The sequence below is a fragment of the Sphingosinicella xenopeptidilytica genome (genome assembly GCF_042676985.1).
Lineage (GTDB): Bacteria > Pseudomonadota > Alphaproteobacteria > Sphingomonadales > Sphingomonadaceae > Sphingosinicella > Sphingosinicella xenopeptidilytica.
In genome coordinates this window covers 157,456-172,641 of record NZ_JBHTIK010000005.1, presented here as the reverse complement: position 1 = coordinate 172,641, position 15,186 = coordinate 157,456, and the positions used below count along the sequence as shown (strand labels likewise).

Here is a 15,186-nt window from a genome sequence, read left to right as displayed (position 1 = left end):
TACGTATAGTCCCACGGAGGATGTGTGCATGATCCGACGTGAATTTCTTGGGCTCGGCGCAGGGTTGCTGGGTGCTGGCCTCATGGGACACCGGGCGCTTGCCGGGGACGAGAAGCCGGTCGGCGACTTCCCCGTCCGCTACAGCGACGCCGAGTGGAAACGCCGCCTGACGGGCGAACAATATTATATCCTGCGCAAGGCGGGCACCGAACGCGCCTTCACGAGCCCGCTGCTCAAGGAAAAGCGCAAGGGCACCTTCACCTGCGCAGGCTGCGCGCTGCCGGTCTACCGATCGGCCGACAAGTACGACAGCGGCACCGGCTGGCCGAGCTTCACGCGCGCGATACCGAATGCGGTCGCCACGAAGACCGACCTGACGCTCGGCATGGTCCGCCGCGAGGTGCATTGCCGCCGCTGCGGCGGGCACCTTGGCCATGTGTTCAGCGATGGACCACCGCCCACCGGCACGCGGCACTGCATCAACGGCGACGCGCTCGGCTTCGTGCCGGCAACAACCTGAAAGGACGATGACGATGGACAGGAGACTGACGGAAACCGAGTGGAAGGCCCGGCTGACGTCAGAACAATATCGCGTGCTGCGCGAGGCGGGCACCGAACGCCCGTGGTCGAGCCCGCTCAACGACGAGAAGCGCGAGGGCGAGTTCGTCTGCGCGGGCTGCGGCGCGGTGCTTTACGGCTCCGCCGACAAGTTCGACAGCGGCTGCGGCTGGCCGAGCTTCACGCGCGCCGAGGGCGATATCGTGGAGCGCCCCGACCATAGCCACGGCATGGTACGAACGGAGCTGCTGTGCGGCCGCTGCGGCGGGCACCTCGGGCACGTGTTCGACGATGGGCCGCTCCCCACCGGCCAGCGCCACTGCATCAACGGCGTCTCGCTGGCGTTCGTGCCGGAAAAGACGGAATGAGACACGCCGCGCTCGGCCTGCTGCTTCTTGGCCTGCCGCTTCTTGGGGGCTTCGCGCCCGCCGAGGCGCCGGCGCGTGCGGAGGCGATCTTCGCCATGGGCTGCTTCTGGTCGGCGGAGGCCGCGATGGAAAAGCAGCCGGGCGTGATCGAGGCGATTTCCGGCTTTGCGGGCGGAACCGTGGCGAACCCCTCGTACCGGCAGGTCACGCGCGGCGGCACCGGACACATCGAGGCCGTGCGCGTCGTCTACGATCCCGAAAAGACCACCTATGCGAAGCTGCTCGCCGCCTTCTGGCACAACATCGACCCGTTCGATCCGGACGGCCAGTTCTGCGACCGGGGCGCCTCCTACCACACCGCCGTCTTCGCGATGAACGCAGGGCAGCGCACGATCGCCGAGACCACGCGCACGCAGATCGAAGCGCATTTCGGCAAGCCGGTGACGACGGCGATTCGCGGCAGTGCGACCTTCTACCCTGCCGAAGGCTACCATCAGGATTTCGCGAAGCGGAATGCACTGCGCTACCGTGCCTACCGCTCCGGCTGCGGGCAAGACCGGCGGCTCAAGGCCGTGTGGGGATAGGCTGCCCGCTCAGTAGCGGACGGTTTCCTGCGCGATCGGGCACCATTTCTCGTCATATTCGCCGCGCTTGCGGGCATCCTCGCACTTACGGCGCGCCTTGCCGATACGCTCTTCCTGCTTCCGGATCTCGCGGCCGCGCTTCTCGTCAGCCTCCGACTGGCTGGTGGTAACGGCGTCGACCCCGGCGCTCGCCGCCTTCACGGGCAGTGTCACGATGTCGACCGCCGTGCGGGCGATGCAGGCCGGAAGCAGCAGCGCGGCGAACGGCAGCATCAATCGGACGGACGCGAATCGGGTGAAGCTCACGGCGACAAACCTCCAGCGGAAGACAGGCCTGTCCTTACGCCCATGGTGATGAACAATCGCCGATCCGCGGCGCTGTCCAGCGCGCATCAGGGGCATTTCGTCGCGTGCCCGGCAGGCCGTGTTTTCCGCCTCTTGCTGCCTTGCAACAAGAAGGGGTGCGTGCTAGTCGGCCCCCGCCAGTCGTGAAGGGGGTGCATTCGCGTGCCCTTCGCTATGCGCAGGCAATTCGACATCCGGGCTTACACCGAACGAGACCCAAGAGGACGCGTGGATACAGGCGGCAATACAGGGAGCAGGGCACACGGACTTTCGGGGCGTTATGCCACCGCATTGTTCGATCTGGCCCGTGACGGCAAGGCGATCGAAGCTGTCGAGACGAGCCTTGCTGCGGTTCGCGCAGCGCTTTCCGAATCGGAAGACTTCCGCGGGCTGACGCTGTCGCCGCGGATCGGACGCAGCGAAGCGGCGAAGGCTGTCGCTGCCGTAGCGAAGGCGCTGAAGCTCGATCCGCTGACCACGAAATTCCTCGGCGTGCTCGCCGAGAACCGCCGCCTCGGCGCGCTGTCCGCGATCATCCGCGACTATAACGGTCTCGCCGCCGCCCACCGGGGCGAGGTGACCGCCGAAGTCACGGCCGCGCACGCGCTCACCGTGAAGCAGCAGGACGCGCTGAAGGCGAAGCTCAAGGCCGGCCTCGGCCGCGACGTGGCACTCGATGTCAGCGTCGACCCCGCCATTCTCGGCGGCCTCGTCGTGAAAGTCGGCAGCCGCATGATCGACAGTTCAATCCGTACCAAGCTTGGCGCGATGGCGCAGGCGATGAAAGGCTAAGGCAAGATGGATATCCGCGCCGCCGAGATTTCGGCCATCATCAAGGACCAGATCGCGAACTTCGGCACCGAAGCGCAGGTCTCGGAAGTCGGCCAGGTGCTGTCGGTCGGCGACGGCATCGCGCGCGTCCACGGTCTCGACAACGTCCAAGCGGGCGAAATGGTCGAGTTCCCAGGCGGCATCAAGGGCATGGCGCTGAACCTCGAAGTCGACAACGTCGGCGTCGTGATCTTCGGCTCGGACGCGTCGATCAAGGAAGGCGACACCGTCAAGCGCACCGGCGACATCGTCGACGTGCCGGTCGGAAAGGGTCTTCTTGGCCGCGTCGTCGACGCGCTCGGCAACCCGATCGACGGCAAAGGCCCGATCGATTCGACCGAACGCCGCCTCGTCGAAGTGAAGGCGCCGGGCATCATCCCGCGCAAGTCGGTGCACGAGCCGGTGCAGACCGGCCTCAAGGCGCTCGATGCGCTCGTCCCCGTCGGCCGCGGCCAGCGCGAGCTGATCATCGGCGACCGCCAGACCGGCAAGACCGCCGTCGCGCTCGACACGTTCATCAACCAGAAGGCCGCGAACGCCGGCACCGACGAATCGAAGAAGCTGTACTGCATCTACGTCGCCGTCGGTCAGAAGCGCTCGACCGTGGCGCAGATCGTGCGTGCGCTCGAAGAGAACGGCGCGATGGAATATTCGATCGTCGTCGCCGCGACCGCGTCCGATCCCGCGCCGCTGCAGTTCCTCGCGCCCTACACCGGCTGCGCGATGGGCGAGTTCTTCCGCGACAACGGTATGCACGCCGTGATCGTGTACGACGATCTTTCCAAGCAGGCCGTCGCCTACCGCCAGATGTCGCTGCTGCTGCGCCGCCCGCCGGGTCGCGAAGCCTATCCGGGCGACGTGTTCTATCTCCACTCGCGCCTCCTGGAGCGTGCGGCCAAGCTGAACGACGCCAACGGCAACGGTTCGCTCACCGCGCTTCCGATCATCGAGACGCAGGCGGGCGACGTGTCCGCGTACATCCCGACGAACGTGATCTCGATCACCGACGGCCAGATCTTCCTTGAAACCGATCTGTTCAACGCCGGTATCCGCCCGGCCATCAACGTCGGCCTCTCGGTCAGCCGCGTCGGTTCCGCCGCGCAGACCAAGGCGATGAAGAAGGTCGCGGGCTCGATCAAGCTGGAGCTCGCGCAGTACCGCGAAATGGCGGCGTTCGCGCAGTTCGGCTCGGACCTCGACGCTTCCACGCAGCGGCTTCTCAATCGCGGCGCGCGCCTCACCGAGCTTCTGAAGCAGCCGCAGTTCTCGCCGATGCCGGTGGAAGAGCAGGTCGCCTCGGTGTTCGCGGGCGTGAACGGCTATCTTGACGGTATCCCGGCGAACGCCGTGACCCGTTTCGAAGGCGCGTTCCTTTCGGACCTGCGCGCCAACAACGGTGAAGTCCTGCGCAGCATCCGCGAATCGGGCGCGCTCTCCGACGAAACCACGGCCAAGCTGCACGAGATCCTCAAGGAATTCGTGCGGACCTTCGCATAAGGCCGGCACCTAGATGGCAACCCTCAAATCCCTCAAGCTTCGGATCGCCTCGGTCAAATCGACCCAGAAGATTACGAAGGCGATGAAGATGGTGGCTGCCGCCAAGCTTCGGCGCGCGCAGGAAGCCGCTGAGGCGGGCCGTCCCTACGCGAGCCGGATCGAAGCGGTCGTCGCCTCTCTCGGCGCGCGCGTGACGCCGGGCCCGCAGACCTCGAAGATGCTGACGGGCTCGGGCAAGGAGGAGACCTACCTCCTCGTCGTCTGCACCTCGGATCGCGGTCTCGCCGGTGCGTTCAACGCCAACATCGTGAAGGCCGCACGCCTTCGCGCCCAGGAGCTGATCGCCGCAGGCAAAACGGTGAAGTTCTACCTCGTCGGCAAAAAGGGTGGCGCAGTTATCCGCCGTCTGTTCCCCGGCACGATCATCGCATCGACCGAGTTCGCCGGCGTCAAGCAGATCGGCTTCGAAAACGCTGCGCCGATCGCCGACGACATCACCGCGCGTTATGAGGCGGGCGAATTCGATGTCGCCTATCTCTATTACGCGAAGTTCCAGTCGGCGCTGGTGCAGGAACCGACCGAGCAGCAGATCCTCCCCGTTCCGGTCACGGCCGGCGGCGGCGAGGTGGCGGCGGGCGTGTCCGCGGCCGTCGAGTACGAGCCGGACGAGGAAGGCATTCTCGCCGACCTGTTGCCGCGCAACCTTTCGGTGCAGCTCTTCCGCGCGCTTCTCGAAAACGCCGCGTCCGAGCAGGGCAGCCGCATGACCGCGATGGACAACGCCACGCGCAACGCCGGCGACATGATCAACCGCCTGTCGATCCAGTACAACCGGCAGCGTCAGGCAGCGATCACCACCGAACTCGTCGAGATCATTTCGGGCGCCGAAGCGCTCTAGTCAGATACGAAGGCAAGGATAGAGACCCATGGCCAAGACGACCAACAACACCGGCCGCATCGCGCAGGTCATCGGCGCCGTCGTCGACGTGCAGTTCGACAGCGCGCTGCCGGCGATCCTTTCGGCGCTCGAAACGACGAACCAGGGCAAGCGCCTCGTCCTCGAGGTTGCACAGCACCTCGGCGAGAACATGGTCCGTACGATCGCCATGGACGCGACGGACGGCCTGACGCGCGGCCAGCCGGTCACCGACACGGGCGCGCAGATCAGCGTGCCGGTCGGCCCGCAGACGCTCGGCCGCATCCTCAACGTCATCGGCGAGCCGATCGACGAGCGCGGCCCGGTGAACACCGATCTCCGCGCACCGATCCATGCCGAAGCCCCGCTGTTCGTCGATCAGTCGACCGAAACGAGCATCCTCGCCACGGGCATCAAGGTCATCGACCTCCTCGCGCCTTATGCGAAGGGCGGCAAGATCGGCCTGTTCGGCGGCGCCGGCGTCGGCAAGACCGTGCTCATTCAGGAACTGATCAACAACATCGCCAAGGGCCACGGCGGCACCTCGGTGTTCGCGGGCGTCGGCGAGCGCACCCGCGAGGGCAACGACCTTTATCACGAGTTCCTCGACGCGGGCGTCATCGCCAAGGACGCCGACGGCAATCCGACGCCGGAAGGCTCCAAGGTCGCCCTGGTGTTCGGCCAGATGAACGAGCCGCCGGGAGCCCGCGCGCGCGTCGCCCTTTCGGGTCTGACGATTGCCGAATACTTCCGCGACGTCGAAGGCCAGGACGTGCTGTTCTTCGTCGACAACATCTTCCGCTTCACGCAGGCGGGTTCGGAAGTGTCGGCGCTGCTTGGCCGTATTCCTTCGGCGGTGGGCTATCAGCCGACCCTGTCGACGGACATGGGCCAGCTTCAGGAGCGCATCACCTCCACGAACAAGGGTTCGATCACCTCGGTGCAGGCCATCTATGTGCCCGCCGACGATCTTACCGACCCGGCGCCTGCCACCTCGTTCGCCCACCTCGATGCGACGACCGTGCTTTCGCGCGCGATCTCCGAGCTCGGCATCTACCCGGCCGTCGATCCGCTCGACTCCACCTCGCGCGTGCTTGAGCCGCGCGTCGTCGGTCAGGAGCACTACGAGACGGCCCGCCGCGTTCAGGAAATCCTGCAGAAGTACAAGTCGCTGCAGGACATCATCGCCATTCTCGGCATGGACGAGCTCTCGGAAGAGGACAAGCTGACCGTCAGCCGCGCCCGCAAGATCCAGCGCTTCCTGTCGCAGCCGTTCCACGTCGCCGAAGTCTTCACCGGCATCCCCGGCAAGTTCGTGGCGATCGAAGACACGGTCCGCTCGTTCAAGGCGGTTGTGGACGGCGAGTACGACCACCTGCCGGAAGCGGCCTTCTACATGGTCGGCGGCATCGACGAAGCGGTCGAGAAGGCCAAGAAGATGGCGGCGGAAGCGGCCTAAATGGCGGACAACCTCCACTTCGAACTGGTGAGCCCCGAGCGGCTTCTGCGCTCCGGCGACGTCCACATGGTGGTCGTGCCGGGCACGGAAGGCGACTTCGGCGTGCTCGCGGGCCACGCGCCGTTCATGTCCACGATCCGCCCCGGCGCGATCGAGGTGTATGAAAGCGCGAGCAGCCCGGCGACACGCATCTTCATCGATGGCGGCTTCGCCGAGGTGAACGACAGCGGCCTCACCATCCTCGCCGAGAACGCAGTTCCGGTCGCGGAGATCAAAGCCGACGAAGTTTCGAAGAAACTCGCAGACGCCCGCGAGGACGTGCGCCTCGCGAAGACGGATGCCGAACGCGCCGTCGCTGAGAAGCAGGTCGCCCGCTACGAGGCGATGCAGGCCGCCGCGGCAAACTAAGCCCTCCCCCTGCCGCGCAGGGGGACGCGCTTTCACATCCTGACGAAACGCCACGACATGGGCTTCGTGCCTTCGGCGCCCGAGATTTCCGCATTCAGCGTTTCGCCCTCGCGCCAGTAGCGCACGCGCGTGGGGAAATCGTGGTTCGGGTTCTCGAACGCGATCTCGCGGTCTCCCGCGCTCACCTGCCGGAACGGCACCGCCGAGCCGCCGCCCGGTGCGCCCCAGAACACGGAAACCCCATCCGCACCCGGCGCAATGCGCATGAATTCGAAGCTGCGCACGCCCTCCGCATCACCCGTGCGGCTTGAGCCCATCAGCTGCCCGGCGCGGGGCACGGTCCAGCATTCCTCGGTCCAGCGCTCCTGCTGGACCTGCTGCCAGCACCCGCTCATCCACGAAAGATCGGCCGCCGCTGCGGGCGCGGAAACGAGCGCGGCGGCAGCGATCAGGAACCGGCGCATCTGCGTTCCTCCCCTCTCGAAGGCCGCAGCATAGCATGAAACCGGATCAGGCGCGCGATCGATAGGGCGCCCAGCTCCCATCGGGCTGCGCCAGCCGCTCGGCAACGATGCGCAGCACGTCGGCGTTCCACGCAAGCCCGATATGCGTGCCGCCCACTTTCAGCGTCTCCCATGTCGGGCCGTTGCCGATATCGGCGCTCGCGGGCGCCACGATGCCATCGAACGGCGTCAGGATCGCCGTCACCGGCACCGACGGCAACTCCATGAGGTTGGTTTCGATCGGCGGCGCGTCTACCGTGTGGTCGTTCAGCCGCTCGTAAAGCCGCCACGCGTTGTTTGCGTGCAGGTCGCGCGCGGCGGGCGTCCCAAGCGTTACGATCAGGCGCACGCGGTCAGGGATGCGCTTCGCGATCTCGCGCGCGTAAAGCCCGCCGAGGCTCCAGCCAACAAGGCTCACTTTCCGCTTCTGCCCGGCGTGCACGGACTTCACATAATGCACCATCTGCACAAGGAGGCCGGGCTTGAGGCCGAGATTGGTGCCAAAGCGCCATCCGGCGTTCCAGTAGCCGAGCGCAGTGAGACGGCGACGCAGCGGCCATGTCAGCGCATCACCCGCCAGGAAGCCCGGAAATACGATCACGGGATGACCGTCGCCTTTTGGCAGGCCATGCGTCCGGCTTTTCATGACGAACCGGCAAAGTTCCGGCACGGCCTTCACCTCGAGCGCGAAGCGCCCGAGCGGCGGCGGCATAAGGCCGGACGGCGGCGTCAGCGCACGTTCGCGTCGATCCACGCCTTCACCTCCGGGCCTATATCGTCGCGTTCGAGCGCAAGCGCGATGTTTGCCGTCACGTAGCCGGCCTTGTCGCCGCAATCGTAGCGCGTGCCCTCAAACGGAAGCGCGTGGAAAGGCGAACCGCCGATCAGCTCCGCCATCGCGTCGGTAAGCTGGATCTCGTCGCCGGCACCGCGCTTCCGCGCCTCGAGCTTGTCCATGACCGCCGGCTCCAGAATGTAGCGGCCGATCGCCGCCATCGTGGAGGGCGCATCGGCGGGCTTCGGCTTCTCGACGAGGCCGCGCACTTCGGTGAGCGCGCCGCGCTGCGCGCCGGGCGAAACGATGCCGTAGCGGTGCGTGTGCTCGCGCGGCACATCGAGCACGCCGATCAGATTGCCGCCAACCTCGGCATGTGCCTCGATCATCGCTTTCAGGCAGGGGCGCGCCGGGTTCCACAGCAGCTCGTCGGGCAGCAGCACCGCAAACGGGTTGTCGCCAATGAGGTGCCGCGCGCACCAGACGGCATGGCCGAGCCCAAGCGGCTCGCGCTGACGCACATAGGCGATGGTGCCCGCCGCAAATCGCGTGCCGTCGAGCTGCGCCAGCACCTCTTTCTTGCCGCGCTCGCCGAGCGTCGTTTCCAGTTCGTAGTGGCGGTCGAAATGGTCCTCGATGGCGTTCTTGCCGCGGCCGGTGACGAAGATCATCTGCTCGATCCCCGCCGCGACCGCCTCGTCGACCGCGTACTGGATCAGCGGCCGGTCGACGACGGGCAGCATTTCCTTGGGCATCGCCTTGGTCGCGGGCAGGAACCGCGTGCCAAGGCCGCCTACGGGGAACACCGCTGTCCGAACCTTGCGCATGTCTACTCCCGCCCTAGAACCGCTTGAGAAGCCTGAGGTAATAGCCCCGTTCCTCTTCCGAACGCGAGGGGTCGCTTGCGCGTTCTTCGAGAATCTTTCGTATCTGCTGGATGCGCCGCACATCAGCCTGATCGGGCAGTTTGACCGCGCCCTGCCCGAACCCCGTGCCGGGGCGCCCGAGCGGATCGAGCCCGGAGCCTGCCGCGCCCGGCTGCATCGCCCCCGCCCCTGCAGCCTGCGCCATCTGCTGCGCCGCCGCTTCCGCCGCGTTCGCCGCCTGCCGAAGCAGATCGAGAGCGCGCGTCTGCGCCCGGATCGCGCCGCCCGCATCCCCGGCGCCGAGTGCCCGCGCCGCTTCCGCCATCGCCTTCGCGGCGGCACCGAGCGGCTGCGGGGCCTGCATTCCCGCGGCGCCGAACCGCTTCACCAGCGCCTCCGTGTCCGCTCCGAGCGTGCGCTGCGGCGGGGCATTTTCGCGCAGGCCGCTGTCGTTTCCAAAAGAGGCCTCGATCATGTCGGCGATCGTCGCGTCGCGGAGCACGCCCTGCCGTGCCTCGATCGCGCGCAGCGCCTGCGCAGCCTCCGCGGCAGCGGCGGCACGGGCCTGCGCTTCGGGATCGGGGGCGGCATTGCCGAAGCGGATCGTCTCCATCAGCTGCCGAAGGTTCGCGAGCGCCTCTGCCGCGCCCGCCTTGTCGCCCGCCGCCAGCCGGTCGCGCAGGTCCGCGAACATCTGGTCGAGGAAACCGAGATCGACCGTCGCGCCGGTGCCCGAGGGAGATGGCTGCGCGCCGCTCTCCGCAAGCGCCGCGGCGATCTGCCGGCTGAGATACTCGCTCATTGCGGCTTCCAGCCGGTCCGCCATCGCCGCAAGCGACGCGTCGTCGCCCGCACCGATACCGCGCGCCAGGTCTTCCATCGCGCGCCGCATCGCGTCCATCGCCTGCGTCGCGCCGCCGTCTTCGAGATCGGTAGCGATATCCCAGAGCAGCGCCGCGATGCTGTCCCGCGCATCCTTGCGCGGATCGTGCACCAGCCGCCACGTCGCGGCGCGCAGCCCCGCAAATACGCCGAGGTCATCCTGGAAGGCCGGATGATCGGCTGCCAGCCCCGAAAGGCGGCGCGCCACCCCGTTCCGCTTCGCGCCCGCGAGCAGGTCGGCCCGCACGGCGACGATCGCCTGCGCGAGCGGATTGGCAAAGCGGCGCTGCGGCAGCGTGATGCGGATGGGTGGCGACACGCCCTCTTGCCCGGCGCCGTCGGTGGCGACGAGCATCAGTTCGACGGTCGATCCGGCGAACGGGTGCGGGGTGAGATCGGCGAAGAGACTGCCCCGCCCTGGCGGCACGCGCGTTTCGAGATCGACATCGCGCACCGCCTTGCCGCGCCGAACGCGTAGCGACAGCGCGGAAACACCGTGATCGTCGCGCAGGCGGAAACCCAGCCGAAGCGCGCCGGTGGGCGTGATGGCGGGATCGCCATCGAAACGGATCGCAGGCCTGAGATCGGCGGCGAGCGAGAGATCGAGCGTCGCGATCCGGCGCGCGCCCTGCTGCACGCTGTATTCGCCCGCACGCGCAAGCGGAAAGGATACGCGCCCGCCTTCCGCCGCCGCATCGATGCCCGGGCCAGCGACGTGCCACCCACCTTCAAGACCTTCGACGCGGATCGTGACCCGGCTTGTGGCAAGCCCGTCGAGCGCGGCGTTCGCTCCGCCCTTCAGATCGATGCGACGCGGCGGTGCGCCCACATAGGCGGGCGGCTCCAGCGTCACCGCGACACGCACGCCTTCCAGCGTCGTCGGCCACGGAGAGACGGCAGCCGCGAGTCTCTGCGGCGCCTCCGCCTTCGCGAGCATCAGGCCGAGGAACAGCGCCGTGCCGATGAGCGGCCAGAGCCCGTAACGGGTTTCGAGCGTCGGCTGCCATTCGAAACGGCCAAGTCGTGGGCACAGCTTCTGTGCATCGGCAAGTGCACGGCCCCAGAGCGCAGCGCCGAAACCGTCGGGGTCGCTGACGGGCACATCCGCGACAAGCGCGAGCGCGCCCCGACTGAGCCCGCCGCCCCGTTCCAGCCGTGCCCGGCGCGCGGCCGCCGTGGGAATGCCGATGCGCCATCCCGCGCGGACCAGCAGGGCGACACTGCCGACGATGAGCAGCGCGAGCAGCGCGACGCGCAGCGTTCCCGGCAAAGCCTGCACGAGCCCAAGCAATGCGGCGGCGAGCCACAGTAGCCAGAGGGTGAGCACAAGGCCGAGTTCGCGCGGCAGCGCGCGCTCGGCGGCGAGAACGATCCCCGAAAAGGCGAGCGGCACGCGCATCGCGGCAAGGAAGGCTTGCTGCGGCGCGGGTGCGGTCATCGCGCTATCCGACCCAGTTCGGCACGCGGTCCTGCGCGATCAGATCCTCGATCGTGCTGCGCGGCCGCACCAGCGCCCACTTGTCACCCTTCACCAGCACCTCGGGCGTCAGCAGACGGGAGTTGTAGGTCGAAGCCATCGCCGCACCATAAGCGCCCGCCGTGCGGAATACGACCAGATCGCCGGCCTCCACCGCGGGAATCTCACGCCCTTCCGCAAACGTGTCGCCGGTTTCACACACCGGGCCGACGACGGTTGCGGTCATCAGCTCTTCCGTCTGCATCACTGAATCGATGTCGTGCCATGCGTCGTAGAGGCTGGGGCGCAGCAGATCGTTCATCGCCGCGTCGATGATGACGAAATCGGTCGTCGCGCCCGTCTTCACGCGAATGACGCGCGAGACGAGCACGCCCGCGTTGCCGACAATCACGCGCCCCGGCTCGAAGGTGAGGCGCACGTCCCAACCGGCGGTGACGCGCGCGACCATCGCGCCGTAAGCTTCCGGAAGCGGCGGTCCGGGCGTGTGCGCCGAATAGGGCACGCCAAGCCCGCCGCCGAGATCGGCGCGGCTGACCGTGAAGCCTGCCGCGCGCAGATCGGCGATGAGCGCACCGACGCGGGTGAACGCCTGCTCCAGCGGCGCAAGGTCGGTGAGCTGGCTGCCGATGTGAAGCGCGACGCCCACCGGCTCGATACCGGGGAGCGCGGCCGCAAGCGCGAATGCCTCCAGCGTGGTATCGATCGGAATGCCGAACTTGTTCTCGGCCTTGCCCGTCGAAATCTTGGCGTGCGTGCCCGCGTCGACATCAGGGTTCACGCGGAACACCACCGGCACGGTCCGCCCCATGCGCGCCGCGACGGCCGAGAGCATCTCCGCCTCGGGCAGCGATTCCAGATTGATCTGATAGACGCCCGCCTGAACGGCGGCCTCCATCTCATCCGCCGTCTTGCCGACACCGGAGAACACGATCCGCTCGGCCGGAACGCCCGCCGCAAGCGCGCGCTTCATCTCGCCGAGCGACACGACATCGGCCCCCGCGCCGATCCGCGCGAGCGTTGCGATCACCGCCTGGTTCGAATTCGCCTTCACCGCATAAGCGACGAGCGGCGGGGCATTGCCCGCGCCCGCCACCGCATCGCGGAACACGGTGAAGTGCCGCTCGATCGTCGCCGACGAGTAGCAATAGAAGGGCGTGCCGACGGCCTCCGCGAGCGCGGCCACGTCGACATCCTCGGCCATCAGGCGGCCGTTCCTGTGCTCGAAATGGTCCATCAGAGCCCCGGCGGCAGATCGAATTCGTCGTCGCGGCGCTCTTCGGAGCGGCGGACGGGATCGTCGACACGCTCGGGCGCGGCCTGCGTCGGCGGATCGAGCATCTGCTCGGTGGTGAGCGGTTCCTTGACGCCGGGCGGTGGCGCTGGCGGGCCGCCCTCGGGCCACGCGAGCGGCCCTTTGGCGCCGCACGCGGCAAGCAGAAGCAGCAGAGGCAGCGCGGCCTTCATTGTCCGGCCTCCCGCGCGGCGGCAACGGCCGCGCGCACGTTCGCGGGCGACGTGCCCCCGAAGCTCGTACGGCTCGCGACCGAGGCATCGACGGTAAGCACGCCGAAAACCCGCTCATCGATGCGGGCGTCGATACCACGCAGCGTCTCCAGCGGCAGCGCCGCAAGGTCAGAGCCCGCCGCCTCCGCCGCCGCGACACAGCGGCCGGTGATATGGTGCGCCTCGCGGAACGGCACGCCGCCTTCGCGCACCAGCCAGTCGGCAAGGTCGGTCGCCGTGGAGAAGCCCGTGCCCGCCGCTGCGCGCATCCGCGCGGTGTCGAACGTGATCGTCTCCACCATACCGGTCATCGCGGCAAGGCAGAGCGCGAGCGTATCGAACGCCTCGAACACCGGCGCCTTGTCGTCCTGCATGTCCTTCGAATAGGCGAGCGGCAGCCCCTTCATGATGATGGCGAGGCGCTGGTAGGCGCCAAGGAACAGCCCTGCCTTCGCGCGCACCAGCTCGGCGGCGTCCGGGTTGCGCTTCTGCGGCATGATCGAGGAGCCGGTGGAGAAAGCGTCCGGCAGTTTCACGAAGCCGTAAGGCTGGCTCGCCCAGATGATGATCTCCTCGGCAAACCGCGACAGATGCAGCCCCGCCATCGCCGCCGCCGACAGGAATTCGAGCGCAAAATCACGGTCCGAAACCGCATCGAGGCTGTTCGCCAGCGGCCGGTCGAAGCCGAGCGCCTTCGCCGTCGCGTGGCGATCGATCGGGAACGACGTGCCCGCGAGCGCCGCTGCGCCGAGCGGCGATTCGTTGAGCCGCGCCCGCGCATCGGCAAAACGCCCGCGATCCCGCCGCGTCATCTCGAAATACGCCATCAGGTGATGGCCGAGCGTGACGGGCTGCGCCGTCTGCAGGTGCGTGAAGCCCGGCATCACGTCTTCCGCGTGCTGTTCCGCGCGGGTGAGCAGCGCCTTCTGGAAACCACCAAGACCCGCATCGATCGCATCGATCGCATCGCGCACCCACAGGCGGAAATCGGTCGCCACCTGATCGTTGCGCGAGCGCGCCGTATGGAGCCGCCCGGCAGGCTCGCCGATGATCTCCTTCAGCCGCGCCTCGACATGCATGTGAATGTCTTCGAGTGCTGAGTTCTCCACGAGACCGCCCGCAGCATACTCGGCCTCGATCGCATCGAGACCCCGCGCGATTTCGGCGGCGTCGCCCGCAGAAAGGATGCCCGCCGCCGCCAGCATCGCGGCGTGCGCGCGGCTGCCCGCGATGTCCTGACGCCACAGGCGCTTGTCCACGCCGATAGAGACATTAATGTCACGCATGACAGCAGACGGCCCTTCGGCGAAGCGGCCGCCCCACATGTCATTGGAGCTTGCAATGCGGTCCGTAATGTTCGCGATCCTCGTTCTCATGCCGCTTTCCGCCTGCGGCAACGCCAAGGAGGCCGATAAAGCAGACGCGCTCGCCTCGCAAGAAAGCGCGGCCCCGGCAGCGAAGAAAGCCGAAGCGGGCGTCGTGGACACCTCGCAGGCCGGCACGCCCGCGCCCACGCAGGCCTTTGCGCGCGAAGACGGCAGCAAGGTGACGCTCGCCGATTTCCGCGGCAAACCCGTGCTCGTGAACCTGTGGGCAACGTGGTGCGCGCCGTGCATCGCCGAAATGCCCGCGCTCGATCGGCTCGCGAAGGCGAAGGCCGGCGAAATGGCGGTGATCGGCATCAGCCAGGATCTGCAGGGCTGGGGGAAGGTGAAGCCCTTCCTTGCAAAGGCGAAGCTGCAGCACATGACCATCCTCCTCGACGAGGAAGGCGCACTCGCCACCACGCTCGGCGCGCCGGGCCTGCCCTTCACCGTGCTCTATGATGCGGAGGGCAAGGAAATCTGGCGCGTCAACGGCCCGCGCGAATGGGACCAGCCCGGCGGCTTCCCCGAAACCGCCGCGCCGGGCCCCACCGTGCATTTCCATGCCGTCGGGCAGGAGCCGGGCTGGACGATGGACATCGCCACCGGCCGCGACGTGGAGGTGATCGCCGACTACGGATCGAAGACCGCCACGTTCAAGGCGCCCGCCCGCCTCGCACTCGAAGGCGCGAGCAGCTTCTCCGCTGCGCAGGGCAAGTCGTCGCTCGCCGTTTCGATCGTGAAGAAGCGGTGCGAAGACGCGATGAGCGGCAAGCCCTACGCCTACGCCGTCACAATGACGCTGGACGGCAAGCGCTACGAAGGCTGCGGCGAAACGCTATAAATAGCC

17 protein-coding genes are annotated in these 15,186 nt (G+C 67.7%); 9 read left to right on the top strand and 8 right to left on the bottom strand.

Features of this window, described 5'->3' with window-relative positions; all coding sequences use genetic code 11:
* Window positions 1–28 precede the first annotated feature (28 nt).
* From msrB (ACFQ00_RS08880) to msrA, 3 genes are read left to right on the top strand one after another with little or no spacing between them, the layout of a single operon-like run.
* Complete coding sequence (gene msrB / locus ACFQ00_RS08880; protein ID WP_381489179.1) at window positions 29–520, top strand: peptide-methionine (R)-S-oxide reductase MsrB; 492 nt, start codon at window positions 29–31, stop codon at window positions 518–520.
* Window positions 521–533: 13 nt separating this feature from the next.
* Window positions 534–926, top strand: coding sequence for a peptide-methionine (R)-S-oxide reductase MsrB (gene msrB, locus ACFQ00_RS08875; protein WP_381489176.1), 393 nt, complete (start codon window positions 534–536; stop codon window positions 924–926).
* A complete protein-coding gene (gene msrA, locus ACFQ00_RS08870; protein WP_381489173.1) occupies window positions 923–1,510 on the top strand; it encodes a peptide-methionine (S)-S-oxide reductase MsrA in 588 nt (195 codons plus the stop codon). The genes msrB (ACFQ00_RS08875) and msrA overlap by 4 nt, the downstream gene beginning before the upstream one ends.
* A gap of 9 nt (window positions 1,511–1,519) precedes the next feature.
* On the opposite strand, the gene ACFQ00_RS08865 is transcribed toward msrA, so the two are convergent.
* Window positions 1,520–1,816 carry a hypothetical protein gene (locus tag ACFQ00_RS08865; protein WP_381489170.1) on the bottom strand — a complete coding sequence of 99 codons (297 nt, stop codon included), beginning with the start codon at window positions 1,814–1,816 and terminating at the stop codon, window positions 1,520–1,522.
* A gap of 213 nt (window positions 1,817–2,029) precedes the next feature.
* On the opposite strand from ACFQ00_RS08865, the gene ACFQ00_RS08860 reads away from it, so the two are divergent.
* The 5 genes from ACFQ00_RS08860 to ACFQ00_RS08840 are packed head-to-tail and all read left to right on the top strand — an operon-like array spanning window position 2,030 to window position 6,966.
* Entirely contained in the window at window positions 2,030–2,647 is a 618-nt protein-coding gene (locus ACFQ00_RS08860) for a F0F1 ATP synthase subunit delta (RefSeq protein WP_381490871.1), read from the top strand.
* A 6-nt stretch (window positions 2,648–2,653) separates the two neighbouring features.
* Entirely contained in the window at window positions 2,654–4,183 is a 1,530-nt protein-coding gene (atpA, locus tag ACFQ00_RS08855) for a F0F1 ATP synthase subunit alpha (protein WP_374597376.1), read from the top strand.
* Between the two features lie 13 nt (window positions 4,184–4,196).
* A complete protein-coding gene (locus ACFQ00_RS08850; RefSeq protein WP_381489167.1) occupies window positions 4,197–5,081 on the top strand; it encodes a F0F1 ATP synthase subunit gamma in 885 nt (294 codons plus the stop codon).
* Window positions 5,082–5,109: 28 nt separating this feature from the next.
* Window positions 5,110–6,558: a F0F1 ATP synthase subunit beta gene (gene atpD / locus ACFQ00_RS08845; protein WP_381489165.1), complete on the top strand. Its 1,449-nt coding sequence runs from the start codon at window positions 5,110–5,112 to the stop codon at window positions 6,556–6,558.
* Window positions 6,559–6,966, top strand: coding sequence for a F0F1 ATP synthase subunit epsilon (locus ACFQ00_RS08840; RefSeq protein WP_381489162.1), 408 nt, complete (start codon window positions 6,559–6,561; stop codon window positions 6,964–6,966).
* Between the two features lie 32 nt (window positions 6,967–6,998).
* Here the strand turns inward: ACFQ00_RS08840 and ACFQ00_RS08835 are convergent, their stop codons facing one another.
* The 7 genes from ACFQ00_RS08835 to argH are packed head-to-tail and all read right to left on the bottom strand — an operon-like array spanning window position 6,999 to window position 14,297.
* Entirely contained in the window at window positions 6,999–7,430 is a 432-nt protein-coding gene (locus ACFQ00_RS08835; RefSeq protein WP_381489160.1) for a DUF6265 family protein, read from the bottom strand.
* A gap of 46 nt (window positions 7,431–7,476) precedes the next feature.
* Window positions 7,477–8,223, bottom strand: coding sequence for an esterase/lipase family protein (locus ACFQ00_RS08830; protein ID WP_381489158.1), 747 nt, complete (start codon window positions 8,221–8,223; stop codon window positions 7,477–7,479).
* Complete coding sequence (galU, locus tag ACFQ00_RS08825) at window positions 8,199–9,071, bottom strand: UTP--glucose-1-phosphate uridylyltransferase GalU (protein WP_381489155.1); 873 nt, start codon at window positions 9,069–9,071, stop codon at window positions 8,199–8,201. Before galU ends, ACFQ00_RS08830 begins: the two co-directional genes overlap by 25 nt.
* A 13-nt stretch (window positions 9,072–9,084) precedes the next feature.
* Window positions 9,085–11,430 (bottom strand): DUF4175 family protein, encoded by a 2,346-nt coding sequence (locus ACFQ00_RS08820; protein ID WP_381489153.1) that lies wholly within the window; start codon window positions 11,428–11,430, stop codon window positions 9,085–9,087.
* Window positions 11,431–11,434: 4 nt separating this feature from the next.
* The gene (gene lysA, locus ACFQ00_RS08815) at window positions 11,435–12,703 is read right to left on the bottom strand and encodes a diaminopimelate decarboxylase (protein WP_381489150.1); all 1,269 of its coding nucleotides are present in this window, start codon (window positions 12,701–12,703) and stop codon (window positions 11,435–11,437) included.
* Window positions 12,703–12,933, bottom strand: a complete 231-nt coding sequence (locus ACFQ00_RS08810) for a hypothetical protein (RefSeq protein ID WP_381489148.1) — start codon at window positions 12,931–12,933, stop codon at window positions 12,703–12,705. The genes lysA and ACFQ00_RS08810 overlap by 1 nt, the downstream gene beginning before the upstream one ends.
* Window positions 12,930–14,297 carry an argininosuccinate lyase gene (gene argH, locus ACFQ00_RS08805; RefSeq protein WP_381490868.1) on the bottom strand — a complete coding sequence of 456 codons (1,368 nt, stop codon included), beginning with the start codon at window positions 14,295–14,297 and terminating at the stop codon, window positions 12,930–12,932. The genes ACFQ00_RS08810 and argH overlap by 4 nt, the downstream gene beginning before the upstream one ends.
* A 16-nt stretch (window positions 14,298–14,313) precedes the next feature.
* Here argH and ACFQ00_RS08800 point away from each other — a divergent pair, with 16 nt between their 5' ends.
* Window positions 14,314–15,180, top strand: coding sequence for a TlpA family protein disulfide reductase (locus tag ACFQ00_RS08800; protein ID WP_381489144.1), 867 nt, complete (start codon window positions 14,314–14,316; stop codon window positions 15,178–15,180).
* The last annotated feature ends 6 nt before the right edge of the window (window positions 15,181–15,186 follow it).

Excerpts from the sequence above, each read along its gene's own strand:
- msrB (WP_381489179.1), top strand. The coding sequence starts at position 29 with ATGATCCGACGTGAATTTCTTGGGCTCGGCGCAGGGTTGCTGGGTGCT.
- msrB (WP_381489176.1), top strand. The coding sequence starts at position 534 with ATGGACAGGAGACTGACGGAAACCGAGTGGAAGGCCCGGCTGACGTCA.
- msrA (WP_381489173.1), top strand. The coding sequence starts at position 923 with ATGAGACACGCCGCGCTCGGCCTGCTGCTTCTTGGCCTGCCGCTTCTT.
- ACFQ00_RS08860 (WP_381490871.1), top strand. The coding sequence starts at position 2,030 with ATGCGCAGGCAATTCGACATCCGGGCTTACACCGAACGAGACCCAAGA.
- atpA (WP_374597376.1), top strand. The coding sequence starts at position 2,654 with ATGGATATCCGCGCCGCCGAGATTTCGGCCATCATCAAGGACCAGATC.
- ACFQ00_RS08850 (WP_381489167.1), top strand. The coding sequence starts at position 4,197 with ATGGCAACCCTCAAATCCCTCAAGCTTCGGATCGCCTCGGTCAAATCG.
- atpD (WP_381489165.1), top strand. The coding sequence starts at position 5,110 with ATGGCCAAGACGACCAACAACACCGGCCGCATCGCGCAGGTCATCGGC.
- ACFQ00_RS08840 (WP_381489162.1), top strand. The coding sequence starts at position 6,559 with ATGGCGGACAACCTCCACTTCGAACTGGTGAGCCCCGAGCGGCTTCTG.
- ACFQ00_RS08835 (WP_381489160.1), bottom strand. The coding sequence starts at position 7,430 with ATGCGCCGGTTCCTGATCGCTGCCGCCGCGCTCGTTTCCGCGCCCGCA.
- galU (WP_381489155.1), bottom strand. The coding sequence starts at position 9,071 with ATGCGCAAGGTTCGGACAGCGGTGTTCCCCGTAGGCGGCCTTGGCACG.
- ACFQ00_RS08820 (WP_381489153.1), bottom strand. The coding sequence starts at position 11,430 with ATGACCGCACCCGCGCCGCAGCAAGCCTTCCTTGCCGCGATGCGCGTG.
- lysA (WP_381489150.1), bottom strand. The coding sequence starts at position 12,703 with ATGGACCATTTCGAGCACAGGAACGGCCGCCTGATGGCCGAGGATGTC.
- ACFQ00_RS08810 (WP_381489148.1), bottom strand. The coding sequence starts at position 12,933 with ATGAAGGCCGCGCTGCCTCTGCTGCTTCTGCTTGCCGCGTGCGGCGCC.
- argH (WP_381490868.1), bottom strand. The coding sequence starts at position 14,297 with ATGTGGGGCGGCCGCTTCGCCGAAGGGCCGTCTGCTGTCATGCGTGAC.
- ACFQ00_RS08800 (WP_381489144.1), top strand. The coding sequence starts at position 14,314 with ATGCGGTCCGTAATGTTCGCGATCCTCGTTCTCATGCCGCTTTCCGCC.